We start from the raw sequence: 22,899 nt of genomic DNA, 5'->3' as shown, positions 1-22,899 counted from the left end.
CATTTTTTCTATTTTTGCGCTACCAAACTAACAAATAACTACAAACTCAAGACAGTGTGAAATTTACAGCACAACAAATTGCAGGTATTTTAGAGGGCGATGTAGTAGGCAATCCAAACGCCGAAGTATCTAAATTATCAAAAATAGAAGAAGGGACCGAAGGTGCATTAACCTTTTTGGCAAACCCTAAATACACCGCACATATTTACACAACAAAAGCTACTGTGGCTATTGTTAATAAAAGTTTTACACCCGAAGAACCTATAAGCACCACTTTAATTAAAGTAGATGATGCTTATAAAGCCTTTTCAAAGCTTTTAGCGTATTATAACGAAGTTAAAAACAATAAAGAAGGTATAGAGCAACCTCATTTTATAGCAAATACAGCCTCTTACGGCAGTGGCATTTATATTGGTGCTTTTTCTTATATAGGTGAAAATGTAAACATTGGCGATAACGTTAAAATTTTCCCCAACGCTTATATTGGTGATAATGTCACTATAGGCAATAATACTGTTGTATTTGCAGGTGCTAAAATATATTCTGAAACCGTAATAGGTAATAATTGCGTAGTAAACTCAGGGGCTATTATAGGAGCTGATGGTTTTGGATTTACGCCTAATGAAAAAGGGGAATACCATAAAGTGCCTCAAATTGGTAATGTAATTCTTGAAGACCATGTTGATATTGGTGCTGCAACTACCATTGATAGGGCTACCTTAGGATCAACCATAATACGTAGTGGTGTTAAACTAGACAACCAAATACAAATAGCACATAACGTAGAAATTGGTAAAAATACTGTAATAGCGGCACAAACAGGTGTTGCTGGCTCAACTAAAATTGGCGAAAATTGTCAAATAGGAGGGCAGGTTGGTATTGTTGGCCATATTACCATTGGTAACAATGTGAAAATACAAGCCCAGTCTGGTATTGGACGCAATGTAAAAGACAACGAAGTGTTACAAGGTTCGCCAGCTTTACCGTATTCAGATTATAACAAATCTTACGTACACTTTAAAAACTTACCAAAAATAGTTAAGAAACTAAACGATATAGAAAAATAATAATGGGAATTATAAACACTGATGTAAAACAGAAAACCATTGATAACGAAGTATCTTTAACAGGCGTAGGCTTGCACACCGGTAAAGATGTTACACTAAAATTCACACCAGCACCGGCAAACTTTGGGTTGGCTTTTAAACGCGTAGATTTAGAAGGCGCTCCAATTATTGAAGCAGATGCCAATTATGTTACCAACACACAACGTGGCACCTGTTTAGAAAAAAACGGTGTTAAAATTCAAACCTCTGAACATGTTTTAGCAGCCTTTGTTGGTTTAGATGTTGATAATGCCATTATAGAATTAGATGCTTCTGAACCACCAATTATGGATGGGTCTTCAAAGTTTTTTGTTGAAGCTATTGAAAAAGCAGGTATTGTTGAACAAGATGCGTTTAGAGAAGAATTTGAAGTTACAGAAATAGTATCTTATACTGATGAAGAATCTGGTAGTGAAATATTAGTGATGCCAGCAAAAGCATATCAAGTTACTACCATGGTAGATTTTGGTACAAAAGTTTTAGGCACCCAAAATGCTACCTTAAAACAAATGTCTGATTTTAAAGAAGACATAGCAAGCTCTAGAACCTTTAGTTTTTTACATGAACTTGAAATGCTTTTAGAGCATGGTTTAATTAAAGGCGGCGATTTAAACAATGCTATTGTGTATGTAGACAAACCACTGTCTGAAGACACTATGGAAAAACTAAAAGTAGCCTTTAAAAAAGATAGTATTGCTATAAAACCTAATGGTATTTTAGACAACCTTACATTGCACTACCCAAATGAAGCTGCAAGACATAAATTACTTGATGTTATTGGAGATTTAGCTTTGGTTAGAACCCGTATTAAAGGTAAAGTTATAGCTAACAAACCAGGTCATTTTGTAAACACACAATTTGCTAAAAAATTAGCTAAAATTATAAAAAACGAGCGTAGAAACAACGTTCCTAATATAGATTTAAACCAAGCGCCATTAATGGATGTTACCCAAATAATGGCTATGTTACCACACAGGCAACCATTTTTATTAATAGATAAAGTTTTTGAGCTAACAGATAACCATGTTACAGCAACCAAAAACGTTACTATGAATGAAGAGTTTTTTAAAGGACACTTCCCGGGAGCACCTGTAATGCCAGGTGTTTTAATAGTAGAAGCTATGGCGCAAACTGGTGGTATTTTGGTTTTAAACACCGTGCCAGATCCTGAAAATTACTTAACATTTTTCATGAAAATGGATAATGTAAAGTTTAAACAAAAAGTAATGCCAGGAGACACGTTAATTTTTAAATGTTCATTAATAACTCCTATACGTCGTGGTATTTGCCACATGCAAGGGTATGCTTATGCCAACGGTAAATTATGTGCCGAGGCAGAATTAATGGCGCAAATAACAAAAGTAAAATAACATTAACTTTTTATTGCGCATAACATTTATACTTACTAAATAAAAAAATAAAAAATGAATCAACCCTTAGCTTATGTGCACCCTGGTGCTAAAATTGCTAAAAATGTAGTGATTGAGCCTTTTACTACCATAGATAACAATGTTGTTATTGGTGAAGGCACTTGGATTGGAAGCAATGTAACCATCATGGAAGGTGCCCGTATAGGTAAAAATTGTAGTATATTTCCAGGTTCTGTTATTTCTGCAAATCCACAAGACTTAAAGTATAACGGCGAAGATACCATAGTACAAATAGGCGATAATGTTACCATAAGAGAATGTGTAACCATTAATAGAGGTACAGCCGATAGAATGAAAACCGTAATTGGTAATAATTGTTTAATTATGGCCTATTGCCACATAGCGCACGATTGTATTGTGGGTAATAACTGTATTTTTTCAAACAATAGTACATTAGCAGGCCACATAACAGTGGGCGATTATGTAGTGTTAGCAGGTATGACAGCGGTACATCAGTTTGTTTCTGTTGGAAACCATGCCTTTGTAACAGGCGGGTCTTTAGTTAGAAAAGATGTACCTCCATTTGTAAAAGCTGCTAGAGAACCATTATCATACGTTGGTATTAATTCTGTAGGCTTAAGAAGACGTGGTTTTGATACCGAAAAGATTAGAGAAATTCAGAATATATACAGAATTCTGTACCAAAAAAATTATAACAACACACAAGCTTCTGAAATTATTGAAGCTGAAATGGAAGCAACACCAGAACGTGATGAAATTCTTCAATTTATAAAGAATTCACACCGTGGTATTATGAAAGGATATTTTAAATCAAATTAATTATATGGCAAGTACTAGTGATATTAGAAACGGATTATGTATACGATACAATCATGATATTTTTAAAATTATAGAATTTTTACATGTAAAACCAGGTAAAGGGCCTGCTTTTGTAAGAACAAAACTTAAAAGTGTAACTACAGGTAAAGTTATTGATAATACCTTTTCTGCAGGACATAAATTAGAAGATGTAAGAGTTGAAACGCATAAATTTCAATATTTATACAATGAAGGCGAAACCTATCATTTTATGAATACAAGCGATTATTCACAAATAGCATTACAAAAAGCCACTTTAGATAGTCCTGATTTAATGAAAGAAGGTGAAGTTGTAACCGTTTTAATAAACACAGAAGATGGTATGCCATTATCAGTTGAAATGCCAGCAAATGTTATTTTAGAAGTTACACATACAGAGCCTGGTGTAAAAGGAAACACAGCTACAAATGCTACAAAACCAGCAACTGTAGAAACTGGTGCTACCGTTAATGTGCCTTTATTTATTAATGAAGGTGATAAAATTAAGGTTGAAACCGATAAAGGTACGTATAAAGAACGTATAAAAGAGTAATTTAAAGTGGTCTGTTTCAGTATTAAATAGTAATTATTACTTCTGAAAACAGACTATTTTTCATCTGTATTAAGCATGAAATTTCCAAAACCACACACCTTACAGCAAATAGCGCAATTAATAGATGTAGATTTTGTTGGTGATGCTCATTTTCCGGTATTAGGCATGAACGAAATTCATGTTGTTGAACCTGGAGACATTGTATTTGTTGATCATCCAAAATATTACGATAAAGCACTACAATCGGCCGCTACAATTGTTTTAATTAATAAAAAAGTTGATTGTCCCGAAGGTAAAGCATTGTTGGTTAGTGATGACCCTTTTAGAGATTTCAATAAACTATCAAATCACTTTAAACCCTTTAAAGCAGCCAATACGCAAATTTCAGAGTCTGCTAAAATAGGTAAAAATACTGTTATTCAACCCAATACATTTATTGGCAATAACGTTGTTATTGGCGAAAACTGCGTAATTCACTCCAATGTAAGTATTTATGATGATGTTGTTTTAGGTGATAATGTTACCATTCATGCAGGCACTGTTTTAGGTGCTAATGCCTTTTACTATAAAAAAAGGCCCGAAGGTTTTGATAGGTTACTATCATGCGGCAGTATCTGTATTGAAAACCATGTTGATATTGGCGCTAATTGTACCGTAGATAGAGGTGTTACAGGTGATACAACTATAAAAGAAGGTACTAAAATTGATAATTTAGTGCAAGTTGGTCATGATACCATTATTGGTAAAAAATGCTTAATAGCCTCGCATGTTGGTATTGCCGGTTGTGTTGTTATTGAAGACGAGGTTACCATTTGGGGGCAAGTTGGTATAACTAGCGGCATAACCATAGGAGCTAAGGCGGTAATTTCGGCAAAATCGGGTGTTAGTAAATCTTTAGAAGGCCATAAAAGTTATTTTGGTGTGCCTGCCGATGATTTTAGAAGCAAATACAAAGAAATTGCTTCCATTAAAAAAATTCCAGAGATTTTAGATTATATAAAAACACAAGCAAAGATTTAGTTTTTTCTAAAAATAATTGCATTATTCCTTTAAAAAATTAATTCAAAAAATTACATTTGCTCGTATTTATTCAATAACTTCAAATAGTCACGTATGAGTGTTTTAGTAAATAAAGATTCAAAAATAATAGTTCAAGGATTTACTGGTAGTGAAGGTACATTTCACGCTAGTCAAATGATAGAGTACGGTACCAATGTGGTTGGTGGTGTTACACCTGGTAAAGGAGGGCAAACACACTTAGACAAACCCGTTTTTAACACAGTTGCTGAAGCTGTAAAAGAAGTTGGAGCAGATACTACCATTATTTTTGTTCCGCCAGCATTTGCTGCCGATGCCATTATGGAAGCTGCTAATGCCGGTATTAAAGTAATTATAACTATTACAGAAGGTATTCCTGTTGCCGATATGATTAAGGCTGCAGATTATATAAAAGGAAAAGACTGCCGTTTAATTGGTCCTAACTGCCCAGGTGTTATAACTCCAGGTGAAGCAAAAGTAGGTATCATGCCAGGGTTTGTTTTCAAAAAAGGTAAAGTAGGTATTGTATCAAAATCTGGTACATTAACTTATGAAGCTGCAGACCAAGTTGTAAAACAAGGTTTAGGCATTACTACAGCTATTGGTATTGGAGGCGATCCAATTATTGGAACAACTACCAAAGAAGCTGTTGAATTATTAATTAATGACCCAGAAACTGAAGCGGTTGTAATGATTGGTGAAATTGGTGGGCAATTAGAAGCCGATGCTGCTAAATGGTATAAAGAAAGTGGTAGTAAAAAACCAGTTATTGGTTTTATTGCTGGTGAAACAGCTCCTGCGGGACGCACCATGGGTCATGCTGGTGCTATTGTAGGCGGTAGTGATGATACAGCACAAGCAAAAAAAGCTATTATGAAAGAATGTGGTATTCACGTAGTAGATTCTCCAGCAAAAATAGGTGTAAAGGTAGCTGAAGTTTTAGCATAATTAAACAAAGCACAACATAATATAAATCCGTTGATTAGTTAAATCAACGGATTTTTTTATTTCTGCAAAAAATAGTGCATTAATTTTACAGTTTTGTTATTTCATGCAGCAGGTAATTAGTATATTTGATATCAACTATTTTAAAAATTACATAGTATTAAAATGAAATTATTAGAAGGAAAAACGGCTATAATTACTGGTGCAAGTAGAGGTATTGGTAAAGGAATAGCAGAAGTGTTTGCTAAGCAAGGTGCTAATGTGGCATTTACATATAGCTCATCGGTAGATGCAGCAAAAGCATTAGAAACCGAATTAACTAATTTAGGCGTAAAAGCTAAAGGTTACCAAAGTAATGCTGCTAGTTTTGATGAAGCACAAACTTTAGCCGATGCTGTTGTAAAAGAATTTGGAAGTATTGATATATTGGTTAATAACGCAGGTATTACTAAAGATAATTTATTAATGCGCATTAGTGAAGAAGATTTTGATACTGTTATTGAAGTGAACCTAAAATCGGTTTTCAACATGACCAAAGCTGTACAACGCACCATGTTAAAACAGCGCAAAGGTTCTATTATTAATATGAGTTCTGTGGTTGGTGTTAAAGGTAATGCGGGTCAAACAAATTATGCAGCTAGTAAAGCTGGTATTATAGGATTTTCAAAATCTGTAGCTTTAGAGTTAGGCTCAAGAAACATAAGAAGCAACGTGATTGCGCCTGGATTTATAGAAACTGAAATGACAGCCAAATTAGATGAGGAAGTTGTAAAAGGATGGCGTGCAGGCATTCCATTAAAACGTGGTGGTTCACCTGAAGATGTAGCCAATGCTTGTGTGTTTTTAGCTAGTGATTTATCGGCGTATGTTACAGGGCAGACTTTAAATGTTGATGGCGGAATGCTTACTTAATTTTACGAATTTAGATGGCCTAAATATATTTTCAATTTTATTTTGAAAGTGCACTAATATTCGTAAACCTGAACTTATACATGTCTTTACAAACGTTAATGTATATTATTATATCTGGAATTATAGCGCTATTTATAGCGCTTTTTCAGTATGGGTATAAATCAAAATTAAAAAGTAAAAGGCACGCTATTATTTTTACTTTTTTAAGATTTACATCAGTATTTGCACTATTATTGTTACTGGTAAACCCAAAGTTTAACAAAATAAAATACTATACTGAAAAACCTAATTTGGTTATTTTAGCCGATAATTCTTCATCTATTCAGCATTTAAAACGAGATGCACAAACAGTTAAACTATTCAATAATTTAAAAAATAATTCTTCACTTAAAGAAAAGTTTACTATTACAACATACACCTTTGGAGGTGGTTTAAATACTTCTGATAGTTTACAGTTTTCTGAAAAGGAAACCAATATACATAACGCATTAGAGCAGCTTGAGCCTATTTATAAAAACACTACAACACCTACCATTTTAATAACAGATGGTAACCAAACTTATGGTAGTGATTATCAATTTATAACATCGCGTTTTAAACAACCTATTTACCCTGTAATTGTTGGAGATACAGTTACTTACACCGATTTAAAAATAGAACAACTAAACGTTAATAAATACGCTTACTTAAAAAATAAATTTCCTGTTGAGGCTATTTTAGTTTACAAAGGAAACACAACGGTAAACAGCAAATTAGCCATTTATAAAGGCACTAGGTTGGTACATTCAGAGCCTGTTACGTTTTCAAAAGTAAATAATTCAAAAATTATAAACCTTACTTTATCTGCAAACTCTATTGGCACCAATACGTATACGGCTAAATTAACACCTTTAAAAAACGAAAAAAATACCGTAAACAACGTTAAAAATTTTGCAGTAAATGTTATAGACCAAAAAACAAACATAGCCATTGTTGCTAATATTTTACACCCAGATATTGGAGCTATTAAAAAAAGTATTGAAACTAATGAACAGCGTGCTGTAACCATACTAAAACCAAAAGCGTACATTGCAAAGCAAAATGATTTTCAGTTAGCCATTTTATATCAGCCAGATGCAGATTTTAAGCAAGTATACGCGTTATTAAATAGTTTGAATTTGAATAGGTTAGTGGTTGTTGCTACTAAAACCAATGTAAGTTTTGTGAATGAAAACACAACGGCTTACACCCATGAATTATTACCGCAAATTGAAGAATACCAAGCCAATTTAAATACTAATTATGCACCTTTTCAAATAGATAACATAGATTTTGAATCGTTTCCTCCACTGCAATCCAATTACGGGTCTGTTAATTTTTTTGTGCCTTATCAAAATATTTTAACAAAGCGTGTAGCTGATGTTGCTACCAAAGAGCCTTTATTAGCAACCATTGAAAATGAAGGCAGAAGAGAAGCTGTTTTATTTGGAGAAAATATTTGGAGGTGGCGTGCGCAAAGTTATTTAAACACTAAATCGTTTAACGCTTTTGATAATTTTATGGGCAGATTGGTGCAATATTTGGCTACTGCAAAAAAACGTAATCGTTTAAATGTAGATTTTGAATCGTTTTATATTGGCAATAATAATGTTGTTATTAATGCGCAGTTTTTTGATAAAAATTATGTGTTTGATACCCGAGAAAACATATCAATAACCGTTACAAATACTAAAACCAATAATAAAAAAGAGTTCCCTTTAATACTAAAAAACGCCAATTATCAGGTAGATTTAAGTAGTTTACAAGCAGGCGAGTATAATTTTACGGTTAAGGCAAATACAGCAAATATTAGTAAATCTGGCAGTTTTACCATTTTAGAATACAATGTTGAGCAACAATTTTTAAATGCCAATGTAACAAAACTACAACAGGTAGCTACTAATAGTCAAGGTAAAAGTTATTTTATTGATAACACTAGTAATTTGGTTGAAGATGTTATTAATAACAAAAACTACACAGCCATACAAAAGAGTACAAAAACCACTATACCATTAATTGATTGGAAAATTTTATTAGCAATAATAGCTGTAGCGCTAAGTGTAGAGTGGTTTTTAAGAAAATATAACGGATTAATTTAAACAATAAAAAAATGAACAAATTACCCAAAATTGGATTGCCTATAATAGTGGCAATTTTTATTATTATAATTGTATTAGTTAAATCGGCTGTTACTATAGATGCAGGACATGCTGGAGTTCTATATGAAACTTTAGGAAATGGTGTCGACTCTGAAAAAGCCCCTTTAGGTCCGGGTTTTCATATTATAGCACCTTGGAATCGTGTTATTGATTATGAAACACGCCAGCAAGAAGTTCCAGAAGCCATGTCTGTATTATCATCAAACGGGTTAGATATTAAATTAGATGCATCGGTTTTATATGAACCCGATGTTAATAATTTAGGAAGACTTCACAATGAAAAAGGAGAAAATTATTTAAGAAGAGTTTTACAACCAGCAGTTAGAAGTGCAGCAAGAAGTGTTGTTGGCCGCTACACGCCAGAGCAATTATATTCTAGTAAACGCGATGCCATACAAGAAGAAATATTTATGGAAACCAAGAAAATTGTTGAAAGTCAATATATTCAACTAAATAGTATTTTAATTAGAGACGTAACGTTACCACCAACCATAAAAGATGCTATTGAGCGTAAGCTAAAACAAGAACAAGAATCTTTAGAGTATGAGTTTAGATTAGTAACTGCTGAAAAAGAAGCAGAAAAACAACGTATTGAGGCAAAAGGAAAAGCCGATGCCAACAAAATACTAAGCGCATCACTAACCGATAAAATTTTACAAGACAAAGGTATTGAAGCTACAATAAAACTATCAGAATCTTCAAACAGTAAAGTTATCGTAATTGGCTCTGGTGATAGCGGAATGCCAATAATTTTAGGAAACCAATAAACATTTTAAATAAATATATTACAAATACTTAAAAATTGTAAAATGTTTCAAAATTTACACTTTAGAGTTTGAAATATTATTTAAAATTTTGATATTTGCTGAAGAAATAAAAAAGACATGACTTTTATTCATTTACATCATCATTTTCACATTTGCTCTCAAGCGAAGTAAGAATGTATTGATTTTAATGAAAAACATATATTTAAACCCGTTTGAGACAATCAAGCGGGTTTTTCATTTAAAAAAATCAACAAGATTGTTTCAAACTCATATAAAAAACAACAATGAGTAAACTAAAAATTGCAGTACAAAAATCAGGACGATTAAACGAAGAATCGTTAGACTTGTTAAAAAATTGTGGAATCTCTATCGATAATGGTAAAGACCAACTTAAAGCCGAAGCTAGAAATTTCCCTATGGAAGTTTTATACCTTCGTAATGGCGATATTCCGCAGTATTTGCGCGATGGCGTTGTAGATATTGCCATTTTAGGCGAAAACACGTTAATTGAAAAAGGAAACGATTTGCCAATTGTAGAGCGTTTAGGGTTTTCAAAATGCAAAGTGTCTATTGCTGTACCTAAAAATGCCGAGTACAATTCTATTGAAGATTTACGCGGTAAAAAAATAGCAACATCTTACCCAAATACCGTAAATCAATATTTTGAAAAGAAAGGCGAAAAAGCCGATATTCATATCATTAACGGTTCGGTAGAAATTGCTCCAAATATTGGGTTATCTCATGCTATTGTTGATATTGTTTCAAGTGGAAGTACGCTTTTTAAAAACAATTTAAAAGAAGTTGAAGTACTGTTTAAAAGTGAAGCTGTATTAACTTCGGCACCGCAATTATCTGAAGAGAAACAAGCCATTTTAAATAAGTTGTTATTTAGAATGAAAGCTGTTTTAAAAGGGAAAAACTCTAAATACGTTTTATTAAACGCGCCAAACGATAAGCTTAATAAAATTGTGAGTTTATTACCAGGTATGAAAAGCCCAACTGTATTACCATTAGCGCAAGAAGGTTGGAGCTCGGTACATTCTGTAATTAATAAAAACGATTTTTGGGAAGTTATTGACGAGTTAAAAGCCAACGGCGCCGAAGGCATTCTAGTTTGCCCAATTGAGAAAATGGTGCTTTAATGAAAAGTTTTTGTATTTCCACTTTTACGGAAATGAAGAAAAGAAAGTTTTATGCAAATAATTAACAATCCAGATAAAAGCACATGGGCTGATATTTTAGAGCGTCCAACACAAACCGTTAACGATATTGAAGGTGTTGTAAGCGAGGTGTTTAAAGATGTGCAAAACAATGGCGACAGTGCTATAAAAAATTATACAGAACGTTTCGATAAGGTAACTTTAGAAACTAATTTAGTCTCTACTGAAGAAATTGAAGCGGCTGTTAAAACCATTCCAGAAGCTTTAAAAACTGCAATTGCAAACGCAAAAGCAAACATTGAAGCTTTCCATAGCGCACAAAAAACACAAAAAGTACATTTAGAAACCACAAATGGTGTACAATGTTGGCAAGAAAAACGTCCTATAGAACGTGTTGGTTTGTATATTCCTGGTGGTACAGCGCCTTTGTTTTCAACCGTTTTAATGTTGGCTGCTCCTGCACAAATTGCAGGTTGTAACGAGATTGTATTGTGTTCACCACCAAATAAACAAGGCAAACTTGCTCCAGAAATTTTATACGCAGCAAAACTTTGTGGTGTCACTAAAATATTTAAAGTAGGAGGCATTCAAGCTATTGCAGCCTTAACCTTTGGTACGGAAACCATTCCGCAGGTTTATAAAATTTTTGGTCCGGGAAACCAATTTGTAACCGTAGCAAAACAATTGGCTACAAAGTTTGGTGTGGCTATCGATATGCCCGCAGGTCCAAGTGAATTATTAGTAGTTGCTGATGATAGCGCCAATGCAAGTTATATTGCTTCGGATTTGTTAAGTCAAGCAGAACATGGCGTTGATAGTCAGGTGATTTTAGTAGCCACTTCAAAAGAGCTGATTGCTAAGGTTTCTGAAGAAGTTGAAGCACAATTACAAGTGTTACCACGCAAGGAAATTGCTGAAAAAGCCATTGCTAATTCAAAATCTATTTTTGTTGAAAACGATGAAATTGCTTTAGATTTAATCAATCAATACGGGCCAGAACACTTCATTATTTGTTCGAAAAATGAAGATTTTTATGTTGAAAATATAAGAAATGCAGGTTCGGTTTTTATTGGCGATTACACACCAGAAAGCGCAGGAGATTATGCTTCTGGAACCAACCATACATTGCCAACAAACGGATTTAGTAAAGCTTATTCTGGTGTAAATTTAGATAGTTTCATGAAGAGTATGACCTTTCAAAAAATATCAAAGGAAGGTATTTTAAATATTGGTAAAACTATTGAATTAATGGCCGAAGCCGAAGGTTTACAAGCGCACAAAAATGCGGTTAGTATTCGTTTAAAAGATTTAAAATAGAACGTTTTGTGTTATGCTGAGCTTGTTTTTGCATAACATAAAAAATAGATTATAACCAGAAGTAATTTCGGAATAAAACAATGAACAACTTCAATCTACAAAATATAATTCGTGAGAACGTAAAAGCAATGAAAGCTTACAGTTCGGCACGAGACGAATATGTTTCCGATGGTTCTAAAATGATTTTTTTAGACGCCAATGAAAATCCGTTCAAAAATGGTGTAAACCGCTACCCAGATCCGTTACAGCGTTCATTAAAAGCTGTTTTAGCGCAGCAAAAAAACGTTTCTGAAAATCAGATTTTATTAGGAAATGGCAGTGACGAAGTATTGGATTTACTATTCAGGGCGTTTTGTGATCCTAAAAAAGACAACATTATAACCTTGCCGCCAACATACGGCATGTACACGGTTTTAGCGAATTTAAATGAAATTGAAGAACGAAAAGTTGAGTTAAACGCAGATTTTCAACCGAATGTTGATGCTATTTTAGAAGCCGTTGATATAAACTCTAAAATGCTTTTCATTTGTTCGCCAAATAACCCAACCGGAAATTTAATAGCTTCAGAAAAAATAAAAATACTACTCGAAAAATTTAATGGATTAGTAGTGATTGATGAAGCTTATATCGATTTTTCAAATGAGCAAAGTTGGATTTCAGAATTAAACAATTACCCGAATTTAATTGTTACACAAACACTGTCTAAAGCTTATGGTTTAGCCGGAATTCGTTTAGGGTTGTGTTACGCTTCCGCAGAAATTATTACGGTTTTAAACAAAATTAAACCGCCTTATAATGTTAATGAACTCACCCAAAAACGAGCGCTAGAGCGTATTTCTGATTTAGAAGTAGTTAAAAATGAGGTTAATGCGGTTTTAAAGGAGCGTACCATTTTAATTGAAGCTTTGAATAACATCAATTTTGTAGAAACTATTTTTCCAACCGAAGCTAATTTTGTGTTAGCACGTGTTGATGATGCTACAAAACGTTACAATCAGTTACTCGAAAAAGGCATCGTCATTAGAAACCGAACCACGCAACCGCTTTGCGAAAATACATTGCGTTTTACAGTGGGAACTCCAAATGAAAATAAAAAATTAATTTTTGCTTTAAGGCAGTTAGCAAATAGCTAAAAGCCAAAAGCCAAAAGCATAAATATGAAAAAAGTATTATTTATAGACCGTGACGGCACGTTGGTGTTAGAACCACCAGTAGATTATCAATTAGATAGTCTTGAAAAGCTTGAATTTTACCCAAAAGTATTTCAATACATGGCTAAAATTGCCAGTGAATTAGATTTTGAATTGGTTATGGTTACCAATCAAGATGGCTTAGGAACCGATTCTTTTCCCGAAGATACCTTTTGGCCAGCACAAAACAAAATTATTGATGCGTTTAAAAAAGAAGGTGTAGAGTTTACTGAAATTCATATAGATAAAACCTTCCCGCATGAAAATGCCGATACTCGTAAACCAAGAACAGGTTTATTGACAAAGTATTTTTCTGAAGATTACGATCTAGAAAATTCGTTTGTTTTAGGTGATCGTATTACCGATATGGAATTGGCTAAAAATTTGGGAGCAAAAGGTATTTATTTGTCTGAAGATCCAGATTTAGGTGCCGATGAAATAGAATCATCAAAGCAGGAAATTTCAGATTGTATTGCGTTAACAAGCACCGATTGGAAAGCTATTTATGAGTTTTTAAAACTTAAAGATAGAGTTGAAGAAATTACACGTAACACCAATGAAACTCAAATTTATATAAAATTAAATCTTGATGGTTCGGGTAAAAATGATATTGATACAGGTTTGTCGTTTTTCGATCATATGTTAGACCAAATTGGTCGCCATGGTGCCATGGATTTAACCATAAAAGTAAATGGCGATTTAGAGGTTGACGAACATCATACCATTGAAGATACCATGATTGCTTTAGGCGAATTATTCAATAAAGCCTTAGGTAATAAATTAGGTATTGAACGTTACGGCTTTTGTTTACCAATGGACGATTGCTTAGCGCAAGTTGCGGTAGATTTTGGAGGAAGAAACTGGTTAGAATGGGATGCCGAATTTAAGCGCGAAAAAATAGGCGATATGCCCACTGAAATGTTTTATCATTTATTCAAATCGTTTACCGATGGTGCAAAATGTAATTTAAATGTAAAAGCAGAAGGTGTAAACGAGCATCATAAAATCGAAGGTATTTTTAAAGCCTTTGCAAAAGCCATGAAAATGGCCGTAAAACGCGATGCCAATAAAATGTTTTTACCAAGTACAAAGGGAATGTTGTAAGCCCATCCCAACCTTCCCAAAGGGAAAGTGTAAAATAAATAATATGAAAGAAAATACAAAAGAAAGCCCTTATGCTCCCCCTTTGGGGGCTGGGGGGATTGTTATAATAGATTACGGTGCAGGAAATATTAAAAGCATACAATTTGCTTTTAAACGTTTAGGTGTTAATGCCGTTTTATCGAATAATCCTGAAGAAATAAAAGCTGCTGATAAAGTTATTTTTCCAGGAGTAGGCGAAGCAAGTTCTGCCATGAAAATGCTTAAAAAAAGTGGTTTAGATACTTTAATTCCTACGTTAAAACAACCTGTTTTAGGCATTTGTTTGGGTATGCAACTTATGTGTTTACATTCCGAAGAAGGCAATACCGATGGTTTAGGAATATTTCAAACTAAGGTGAAGCGTTTTTCAAACAATGTAAAAGTGCCTCAAATGGGATGGAATGTTGTAAAAGATTTAAAATCCGATTTATTTAAAGGTATTAAAGAAAACGAATACATGTATTTGGTACATAGTTTTTATGCCGAACATTGCAACGAAACCATTGCTGCTACCGATTATGAAATTAATTACGCATCAGCATTACAACATGAAAATTTTTACGGAACGCAGTTTCACCCAGAAAAAAGTGGCAATGAGGGTGCTAAAATTTTAGAAAACTTCTTAAAGTTAGAAGTTAAAGGTTAGATATTAAAAGCTTATGAAGAATCAGATTATTGGCTATAACAGTAGCTTCAATTAATACTGCTAAGAAAAATCAGAATAAAAAATGATTTCTAAAATAACTTTTAATATCAAACTTCAAATATTTAATATTAGAAAATGAGAATTATACCAGCCATAGACATCATAGACGGTAAATGTGTAAGACTGTCAAAAGGCGATTACAGTACAAAAAAAATATATAACGAAAATCCGTTAGAAATAGCAAAGCAATACGAAGCTCATGGCATTGAATATTTACATTTAGTAGATTTAGATGGCGCAAAAGCTAGTCATATTGTAAACCATAAAGTGTTAGAAACTATAGCAAATAAAACCAATTTGAAGATTGATTTTGGTGGTGGTTTAAAAACTGATGATGATTTAAGAATTGCTTTTGAATCTGGCGCAGGACAAATTACTGGTGGAAGCATTGCTGTTAAAAAACCAGAAGTTTTTGAAAGTTGGCTAACCAAATACGGAAGCGATAAAATTATTTTAGGTGCCGATGCCAATAACGAAAAAATTGCCATTAGCGGTTGGTTAGAAGAAAGTGATGAAGAGTTAATTCCGTTTGTGCAGAATTATATGACTAAAGGTGTTAGTTATGTTATTTGTACAGATATCGCTAAAGATGGTATGTTACAAGGCCCTTCGTTTGATTTGTATAAAAAAATGCTCGAAGAATGTCACACTGAGCGCAGTCGAAGTGAAAGCGAAAAATCTTTAAAATTAATAGCATCAGGTGGTATTTCTACATTTGATGAATTGCCAAAACTAGCCGAAATAGGTTGCGAAGGCACCATAATTGGAAAAGCTATTTACGAGAATAAAATAAGTTTAAAACAATTAGAAGAATATATATTGAATAAATAAGCTACTTGTCTATTGCTGTTAGCATCTGCAAGCAGCCAAAAGCCAAAAGCTAAATGCTTAAATTATGCTCACAAAAAGAATTGTTCCCTGTCTAGATATAAAAAATGGTCGCACAGTAAAAGGCGTAAACTTTGTAGATTTACGTGATGCCGGTGATCCTGTAGAACTTGCCAAACAATATGCCGAAGTTGGAGCAGATGAGCTGGTTTTTCTTGACATTGCAGCCACTTTAGAAAATAGAGGAACCACTTTAGATATGGTTACACGTGTTGCCGAACAAGTTAACATTCCGTTTACTGTTGGTGGCGGTATTTCGTCTGTAGAACACGTTGATGCCCTTTTAAAATGTGGTGCCGATAAAGTGTCAATCAATTCATCGGCAGTAAAACGACCAGAATTGGTAAACGAATTGGCAAACAAATTTGGTAGTCAGTGTGTTGTAGTTGCTATTGATGCTAAACAAGTTGATGGAAACTGGAAAGTGCATTTAGCAGGAGGTACCATTCCAACAGAAATCGATTTATTTGAATGGGCAAAAGAGGTTGAAACACGTGGTGCGGGTGAAATTTTATTCACTTCAATGGATCACGATGGTACAAAAGCAGGTTTTGCAAATGAAGCGTTGGCACAATTGTCCGAAACCTTAAATATCCCTATTATTGCATCAGGTGGTGCGGGAAATGTTCAGCATTTTGTGGATACTTTTGTAGAAGGAAAAGCAGATGCGGCCTTAGCAGCAAGTGTGTTTCATTTTGGTGAAATTCCTATACCAGAATTAAAAAAAGAGTTAAAAAAACAAAATATTGAAGTACGATTATAAATCATTCCAAGGAAGAATGACGACGTAATCTGTTTAATAGATTGCCACATCGCTACGCGATTCGCAATAACAATAACGATTAAAATGAAAATTAAATTCGATTCAAACGGCTTAGTACCAGCAATAATTCAAGATGCCACAACAAAAAATGTATTAATGTTGGGTTATATGAACGAAGAAGCTTACCAAAAAACAATAGAAACTAAAAAAGTTACTTTTTTTAGCCGTAGTAAACAACGCTTATGGACAAAAGGCGAGGAGAGTGGTAACTTTTTAAACTTGGTTGAACTTAAGAACGATTGCGATAACGATTCGTTGCTAATTCAAGTAAATCCTGCAGGACCAACCTGCCATAAAGGAACAGGAAATTGTTGGGGCGAAGAAAATACGCCTAATTATGGTTTCTTTTCAACCTTAGAAACTGTAATTGCAGAACGTGTAGCGAATAAAGATACCGCAAAATCGTATGTGGCGAGTTTGTTTGCAAAAGGCATTAATAAAGTGGCGCAGAAAGTAGGCGAGGAGGCCGTTGAAACCGTTATTGAAGCAATGGATAATAGCGATGAACTGTTTTTATATGAATCGGCCGATTTGTTGTTTCATTACTTAATGTTACTTCAAGCTAAAGGGTTCACGCTCAAAGACATTGAGACAGAATTAAAAGGCAGACATAAGTAAACTTTATTTCGGTTTTAATCGTATATTAGGTGTAACATTAAACCCCAAATTAATGAATGCCTACTTTACTTTTAAAAATTGTTGTTTGTTAACTATTATAGGTCTTATCATTTGTGCCTGTGCTTATGATTTAGATGATAATCCTTCCTTTAACCCAATAGTTTTAAGTGATACAGATCCTAATAATCCTTTTCCTTTTAATGGTCCACAAGCACCAATTGATAGAATACCTTACGCAGAAATTTCAAGCGCTAAATATTGTATAGATATTGAGTTATGGGATATACCAAACAATAGAACAAACCCCACAAAAACTACTGAAAACTTACAGAAAGCTATTGACTGGGCTGTAAACGAAGGTTACGGAATTATTTGTATTCCTGAAGGTCATTATTTAATAGGAATTGAAAAAAATAACATTTATTACGGTGGTTTAGAGTTAAGTAGTAACGTAGCTTTAATGTTAGATCAAAATGCAATTATTGAAATGTCACCTAATAACAAATGGAATTATTGTGCCATTAAAATTAGTAACCAATCTAACGTTATAGTTTCTGGTGGAACTATTCTTGGAGATAGAGATAACCATGAGTATACCCAAAGAGCTGATGGTTCCAGAGCTCATGATGAAGGACATCTTATTTGTATTGAAGGAGAAAGTACTTTTGTTACCGTAGAAAACACCATTCTTGGTAAAGCCAATGGCGATGGTGTTTTAATAGTAGGCAGCGGCGTTGGAGAAAATCAAAAATTAGCTAACATTAACATAAGCAGAAATAATTTTTCTGATAATAGAAGGCAAGGAATTTCAATTGTAGGCGGTAAACATATTTTAATAGAAAACAATGAATTTCACCATACCAATGGTACTGCACCACAATTTGGTATTGATTTGGAAGGAGCTGGCAGAATAAACGATAGTGTGGTTATAAGAAGTAATTATTTTCATAATAACAGAGGCGGTGATATTGTAAATACAGATGGTACTCATGTTGTTATTGAAAATAATATTTTATTACAAGGTAATGAAAGTGAGTATATTGACGGCCCTTTGGTATACTGGAAAAACGCAAGTGCTACAATAAAAAATAATAGCATTACCATGCGAACAGTATCAGTTAATAACTGGAATGGTATTATAATGTATTCAAATGACACCCCTAAAAGCAATACAGATACAACATTTATTGAAAATAACACACTTAATAATTGTGGTATGTATATGTATAAAGGCGCTAATTTAACCTTAAAAAATAATAGCATGATTAATGGTCATTTAGCTTTTAAAGAAATGGAAAATTTAATTTTAGAAAACAATGCCGTAACACACCCAAATACGTGTTGGGCATACCGTTTTCTAGAGGTTTCAGGTAGTGCTAACGGAAACACCTATAACAATGAGCCTTTTGATATTCCGTTGCAACAAAACACTCCTTGGAATGGCTGCTGGATTAATTAAAAGTAGTATTATTGCCAAATGCAATTTCAGCCCAAAAAATATTATTATTTAGTAAACTTTCAGTATTTAGGCTACAGGTTTCATGGTTGGCAAAAACAACCTAATGTAAAAACATTGCATTTAATGGTTGACAGAACCTTAAATTACATTCTTGAAGGCAAATATTTTAAAACCTTAGTTTCAGGCAGAACAGATGCAATGGTATCTGCTGAAAATGCTACGTTTGAGTTATTTCTTCAGCATGAAATTGAAGATTTAGATACTTTTTTAGCGCTTTTCAACTACAATCTTCCGCAAGATATCAGAGCATTAAGTATTAAAGAAGTTGATGCTAAATTCAATATAATAAATCACCCAAAAACAAAAGAATATTTGTATTTATTCACTTTTGGTGAAAAATGTCATCCGTTTTGCGCGCCCATAATGACTACTATTTTAGATGATTTAGATATTGAAATAATGAAACAAGGCGCAAAATTGTTTGAAGGCGAACATCATTTTAAATCGTATTGCTACAAACCTACCGATAAAGGTATTTACACAAGAACTATTGAAACCTGTGAACTTGTTGAAAATACTATTTATACGGCAAATTATTTCCCCGAAAAATCATATATACTTCGTGTAAAAGGTAAAGGTTTTATGCGCAACCAAATACGCCTCATGATGGGAACATTGTTTGATTTGGGTAAAGGCATTTTAACTTTACAAGATATTGAGCATAGTTTACAGCCAAATGTGTATGTAAAAATGACCTACATTGCACCTGCTTCTGGCCTAATTTTAAATACTGTAGCGTTTAATTAAACGGTATTATTCTTCTTAAAAAAATTAACACCCGCAAAAAGTTTTAACATAATTTAAGTTAATTAAAACTTAACACCGTTAAACCCTGTTAAAGCGCTTGACAAAACGAGTTTATGCCCTAACTTGAATGGAGAACTTAAAAAAAAATAAATTATGAAGTATTTGAATATGAACGACGAGAAATTATTAAATGTAGTGGTAGAATTAAACATCCTTTTAGCTGATTACCACGTATATTATCAAAAGTTAAGAAGCAATCATTGGAATATTACAGGTAAAAACTTTTTTGATTTACATGAAAAGTTTGAAGAAATGTATAACGATGCCAAAGTTAAAATTGATGAAATTGCAGAACGCATTTTAACACTAAAACATCACCCAATGAGTAAGTATCAAGATTATTTAAAAACAGCTTCAATTAGTGAAGATACACCTTTAAAAACAGATACTGAAATGGTGAAAGAAACATTAAGTGACCATAAAATTCTGTTAGAACAAATGGGCAAAGTGGTTGATGAAGCCAATGCCATTTCAGATGAAGGTACTGTAGATTTAATTGGTGCATACATTAGAGAACTTGAAAAAACGAGCTGGATGTTAACAGCGTGGAGTAAAAAAACAACAGAATCTTTAAAAGAAAATTTAGTAGAGGTTAAATAATAATTTCTGTTTAAAACTTTAATTATTAACCTTAAAAACTAATAAAAATGATAGATACAATAACAGAAGCACTCAATAGTTTAATAGACAAACTTCACGGTTGGTTAAGTGCTTTTATTCAAAATATACCCAATTTAGTATTAGCAATTTTAGTAATGGTAGCTTCATATTTTATAGCTATTTATACTAGAAAGCTGGTTTTAAAACTAATAAGTAAACGTGTTAGTCAAGCATCTGTAGCAAACATGATTGCTAAAATTTCAGCAGTAGTAGTTGTTGCAGTAGGGTTATTTTTATCATTAGGTATTTTAAACTTAAGTAAAATGTTAACCTCTTTACTAGCTGGTGCTGGTGTTGCTGGTTTAGCTGTTGGTTTAGCCTTACAAGGCACGCTATCAAACACCTTTGCTGGTGTGGTTATATCTTTTAGAAAACGTATTCAATTAGGTAATTGGGTAGAAACCAATGGGTTTTCAGGAGAGGTTGTTGATGTAAATTTAAAAGAATTTGTATTACGAGAAGCCGATAATAATTTAGTTATTATACCTAATAAAATGGTTTTAGAAAATCCGTTAAAAAACTATTCGCTAACCAATAAAATGCGTGTTAATTTAGAGTGTGGTGTTGGTTATGAGTCTGATTTAGAAGCGGTAGAAACCCTAACCAAACAAACTATAGCCAATACTTTTAATGAGGTTGGCGGCTCTGACAATGTAGAGTTTTATTACACTGAATTTGGAGACAGTTCTATTAATTATTTATGTAGATTTTGGATAGAATCTGAAAGTATGCTTGAAAAACTTAAAGCAAAAACCAAAGCTATTATTGAAATTAAAAAGGCCTATGATAGCAATGGCATTAACATTCCGTTTCCTATTAGAACACTTGAATTTAATAATAAATTGGCTTTTGATGAAGCTTCAATTCAAAATCAATTCTCAAACAACTAATCTGTTGTAAAGGCATCAGTTGCGCCTATTTCTTAATTAATTTAACACTTTGTGAAACAAAATCACAAACTATGTTAACAAAGCATCTGGCTGCTAGTAACTACCGTAAATTAAGTATAGTACTTATTTATTAGCTAGCTATTACAATTCTCTAAAACATAGAGTAGACTTGCGGCTTTTTTTGCAAGTTATTAATAACAATCATTAAAATATTAGAATTATGTTACGTTGGACAATCACATTTGTAGTTATTGCATTAATAGCCGGAGTTTTGGGCTTTGGCGGTATAGCAGGAGCATCTGCAGGCATAGCAAAAATATGTTTCTTTATATTTTTAGTGCTATTTGTTTTATCACTATTAAGAGGGCTTGTTAGAAAGTAGAATAAGCACCTTCAATAAAAAAATCAATTAACAAATCAAAAAAAATAAAATCATGAAAAAAATCATATTAGCCATAGCATTTTTATTTACAACATCAATAATCTTAACAGGTTGTAGAGATCAAAAAAGTACAGAAGATAAAATTGAAGAAGGTGTAGAAGAAGTTAAAGATGGTGTTGAAGACGCCGTTGATGAAGTAGAAGATGAGCTTTAAGCCAACATGCAATTTAGTTTAACCAAAAGCAACAAAAATGAAAAAAGTAATAATAGTATTAGCCTTAATTTTAACATCATCAGCAGTATTTCTTGGGTGCAGAGATAACAAAAAAACACCCGATGAACACATAGAAAAAGCTATTGATGAAGTTGAAGATGATGTAGAAAACGCTTCAGATGATGTGCAAGATGCCATTGAAGATGTGAAAGATGAAATAGAAGAAGCTAAAGAAGAGGCTGAAAAATAGAATAATAAAAAAAAATAAAACAATGAAAAATTTAATATATACAAGCGCTTTTATACTTATAACAAGTGCTGCAGTGGCGCAAGAAAAGCCAAAAGAAGCCAAAGAAGAAACCGAAGTTAAGGTAGTAAAAATTAAAGATGGCGAAAAAACTACCGAGAAAAAAGTAAAAGTAGTTACCAGAGAAACAGCTCAGGTTACTTTAAATGAAAAAGATAAAAATAGTGTTAACCAAAGCAGGGTACAATCGGCATCAAAGGTTGAAAAAATGATTATGGTTGATAATGATACTGATGGTGATTATGATATGTTAACCAAAGAAACCTATTATCAATTAGGAGAAAAAAAGTATTTATTTACACCCAACAATCGTGGTTTTAAAATAGCATTTAATAAAGACGAAAATAAATTTGTAACCATTGAAGAAGCTATAACTACCGATGCTAATGGCCATTATTTAGTAAATGGTGAAACTTATGCAGGTGTTGGTTATTTTAATACAGAAGGCGATTTTGTTATTCAATACTACAACAAAGAGTCTGATACCATTGAAACCAAGGTTTATAAACTAGCCGATGTAAGCAGTTAGTATAAAACGCTATGAAATAG

Annotated in this window: 25 protein-coding genes; all 25 read left to right on the top strand. The window is 33.1% G+C overall.

Annotated elements, in window-relative coordinates; translation table 11 throughout:
• The first annotated feature begins 56 nt into the window (after positions 1–56).
• The 25 genes from lpxD (at position 57) to ACYX4H_RS13555 (ending at position 22,879) form a co-directional block, all read left to right on the top strand.
• Complete coding sequence (lpxD, locus tag ACYX4H_RS13675) at positions 57–1,067, top strand: UDP-3-O-(3-hydroxymyristoyl)glucosamine N-acyltransferase (protein WP_476236836.1); 1,011 nt, start codon at positions 57–59, stop codon at positions 1,065–1,067.
• 2 nt (positions 1,068–1,069) lie between these two features.
• Positions 1,070–2,476, top strand: coding sequence for a bifunctional UDP-3-O-[3-hydroxymyristoyl] N-acetylglucosamine deacetylase/3-hydroxyacyl-ACP dehydratase (locus tag ACYX4H_RS13670; RefSeq protein ID WP_476236835.1), 1,407 nt, complete (start codon positions 1,070–1,072; stop codon positions 2,474–2,476).
• Positions 2,477–2,530: 54 nt separating this feature from the next.
• Positions 2,531–3,316 (top strand): acyl-ACP--UDP-N-acetylglucosamine O-acyltransferase, encoded by a 786-nt coding sequence (gene lpxA / locus ACYX4H_RS13665; protein ID WP_475296394.1) that lies wholly within the window; start codon positions 2,531–2,533, stop codon positions 3,314–3,316.
• Between the two features lie 4 nt (positions 3,317–3,320).
• Positions 3,321–3,887 carry an elongation factor P gene (gene efp / locus ACYX4H_RS13660; protein WP_475296393.1) on the top strand — a complete coding sequence of 189 codons (567 nt, stop codon included), beginning with the start codon at positions 3,321–3,323 and terminating at the stop codon, positions 3,885–3,887.
• 75 nt (positions 3,888–3,962) lie between these two features.
• Positions 3,963–4,907 carry a UDP-3-O-(3-hydroxymyristoyl)glucosamine N-acyltransferase gene (locus tag ACYX4H_RS13655; protein ID WP_475296392.1) on the top strand — a complete coding sequence of 315 codons (945 nt, stop codon included), beginning with the start codon at positions 3,963–3,965 and terminating at the stop codon, positions 4,905–4,907.
• Between the two features lie 93 nt (positions 4,908–5,000).
• On the top strand, positions 5,001–5,873 hold the full coding sequence (gene sucD / locus ACYX4H_RS13650) for a succinate--CoA ligase subunit alpha (protein ID WP_475296391.1): 873 nt from the start codon (positions 5,001–5,003) through the stop codon (positions 5,871–5,873).
• A gap of 162 nt (positions 5,874–6,035) precedes the next feature.
• The gene (fabG, locus tag ACYX4H_RS13645; protein WP_476236834.1) at positions 6,036–6,782 is read left to right on the top strand and encodes a 3-oxoacyl-[acyl-carrier-protein] reductase; all 747 of its coding nucleotides are present in this window, start codon (positions 6,036–6,038) and stop codon (positions 6,780–6,782) included.
• A gap of 80 nt (positions 6,783–6,862) precedes the next feature.
• A complete protein-coding gene (locus ACYX4H_RS13640) occupies positions 6,863–8,899 on the top strand; it encodes a VWA domain-containing protein (RefSeq protein WP_476236833.1) in 2,037 nt (678 codons plus the stop codon).
• An 11-nt stretch (positions 8,900–8,910) separates the two neighbouring features.
• Complete coding sequence (locus ACYX4H_RS13635) at positions 8,911–9,726, top strand: prohibitin family protein (RefSeq protein ID WP_475296388.1); 816 nt, start codon at positions 8,911–8,913, stop codon at positions 9,724–9,726.
• A gap of 284 nt (positions 9,727–10,010) precedes the next feature.
• Positions 10,011–10,868, top strand: a complete 858-nt coding sequence (hisG, locus tag ACYX4H_RS13630) for an ATP phosphoribosyltransferase (RefSeq protein WP_476236831.1) — start codon at positions 10,011–10,013, stop codon at positions 10,866–10,868.
• A gap of 51 nt (positions 10,869–10,919) precedes the next feature.
• Positions 10,920–12,203 carry a histidinol dehydrogenase gene (hisD, locus tag ACYX4H_RS13625; protein ID WP_476236830.1) on the top strand — a complete coding sequence of 428 codons (1,284 nt, stop codon included), beginning with the start codon at positions 10,920–10,922 and terminating at the stop codon, positions 12,201–12,203.
• A gap of 80 nt (positions 12,204–12,283) precedes the next feature.
• On the top strand, positions 12,284–13,336 hold the full coding sequence (hisC, locus tag ACYX4H_RS13620) for a histidinol-phosphate transaminase (protein WP_476236829.1): 1,053 nt from the start codon (positions 12,284–12,286) through the stop codon (positions 13,334–13,336).
• Positions 13,337–13,360: 24 nt separating this feature from the next.
• Entirely contained in the window at positions 13,361–14,497 is a 1,137-nt protein-coding gene (hisB, locus tag ACYX4H_RS13615; RefSeq protein WP_476236828.1) for a bifunctional histidinol-phosphatase/imidazoleglycerol-phosphate dehydratase HisB, read from the top strand.
• 43 nt (positions 14,498–14,540) lie between these two features.
• Entirely contained in the window at positions 14,541–15,182 is a 642-nt protein-coding gene (gene hisH, locus ACYX4H_RS13610) for an imidazole glycerol phosphate synthase subunit HisH (protein WP_476236827.1), read from the top strand.
• Positions 15,183–15,317: 135 nt separating this feature from the next.
• Positions 15,318–16,073, top strand: coding sequence for a 1-(5-phosphoribosyl)-5-[(5-phosphoribosylamino)methylideneamino]imidazole-4-carboxamide isomerase (gene hisA, locus ACYX4H_RS13605; RefSeq protein WP_476236826.1), 756 nt, complete (start codon positions 15,318–15,320; stop codon positions 16,071–16,073).
• Positions 16,074–16,137: 64 nt separating this feature from the next.
• Positions 16,138–16,893, top strand: a complete 756-nt coding sequence (gene hisF, locus ACYX4H_RS13600) for an imidazole glycerol phosphate synthase subunit HisF (RefSeq protein WP_476236825.1) — start codon at positions 16,138–16,140, stop codon at positions 16,891–16,893.
• A gap of 72 nt (positions 16,894–16,965) precedes the next feature.
• A complete protein-coding gene (hisIE, locus tag ACYX4H_RS13595) occupies positions 16,966–17,571 on the top strand; it encodes a bifunctional phosphoribosyl-AMP cyclohydrolase/phosphoribosyl-ATP diphosphatase HisIE (RefSeq protein WP_476238667.1) in 606 nt (201 codons plus the stop codon).
• Between the two features lie 85 nt (positions 17,572–17,656).
• A complete protein-coding gene (locus tag ACYX4H_RS13590; RefSeq protein ID WP_476236824.1) occupies positions 17,657–19,030 on the top strand; it encodes a right-handed parallel beta-helix repeat-containing protein in 1,374 nt (457 codons plus the stop codon).
• Positions 19,031–19,048: 18 nt separating this feature from the next.
• Positions 19,049–19,837 (top strand): tRNA pseudouridine synthase A, encoded by a 789-nt coding sequence (locus tag ACYX4H_RS13585; protein WP_475296379.1) that lies wholly within the window; start codon positions 19,049–19,051, stop codon positions 19,835–19,837.
• Between the two features lie 153 nt (positions 19,838–19,990).
• Positions 19,991–20,497, top strand: coding sequence for a Dps family protein (locus ACYX4H_RS13580; protein ID WP_475296378.1), 507 nt, complete (start codon positions 19,991–19,993; stop codon positions 20,495–20,497).
• Positions 20,498–20,544: 47 nt separating this feature from the next.
• A complete protein-coding gene (locus tag ACYX4H_RS13575) occupies positions 20,545–21,447 on the top strand; it encodes a mechanosensitive ion channel family protein (RefSeq protein ID WP_476236823.1) in 903 nt (300 codons plus the stop codon).
• Between the two features lie 220 nt (positions 21,448–21,667).
• Positions 21,668–21,829: a DUF1328 domain-containing protein gene (locus ACYX4H_RS13570; RefSeq protein WP_475296376.1), complete on the top strand. Its 162-nt coding sequence runs from the start codon at positions 21,668–21,670 to the stop codon at positions 21,827–21,829.
• A 52-nt stretch (positions 21,830–21,881) separates the two neighbouring features.
• Positions 21,882–22,043, top strand: coding sequence for a hypothetical protein (locus tag ACYX4H_RS13565; protein ID WP_476236822.1), 162 nt, complete (start codon positions 21,882–21,884; stop codon positions 22,041–22,043).
• A 37-nt stretch (positions 22,044–22,080) separates the two neighbouring features.
• Positions 22,081–22,293, top strand: a complete 213-nt coding sequence (locus ACYX4H_RS13560) for a hypothetical protein (protein WP_476236821.1) — start codon at positions 22,081–22,083, stop codon at positions 22,291–22,293.
• Between the two features lie 22 nt (positions 22,294–22,315).
• Positions 22,316–22,879: a hypothetical protein gene (locus ACYX4H_RS13555; RefSeq protein WP_476236820.1), complete on the top strand. Its 564-nt coding sequence runs from the start codon at positions 22,316–22,318 to the stop codon at positions 22,877–22,879.
• Positions 22,880–22,899 lie beyond the last annotated feature (20 nt).

The sequence above is a fragment of the Seonamhaeicola sp. ABD4_340 genome (assembly GCF_056312135.1).
This window is presented reverse-complemented; position numbering and strand designations above follow the sequence as displayed.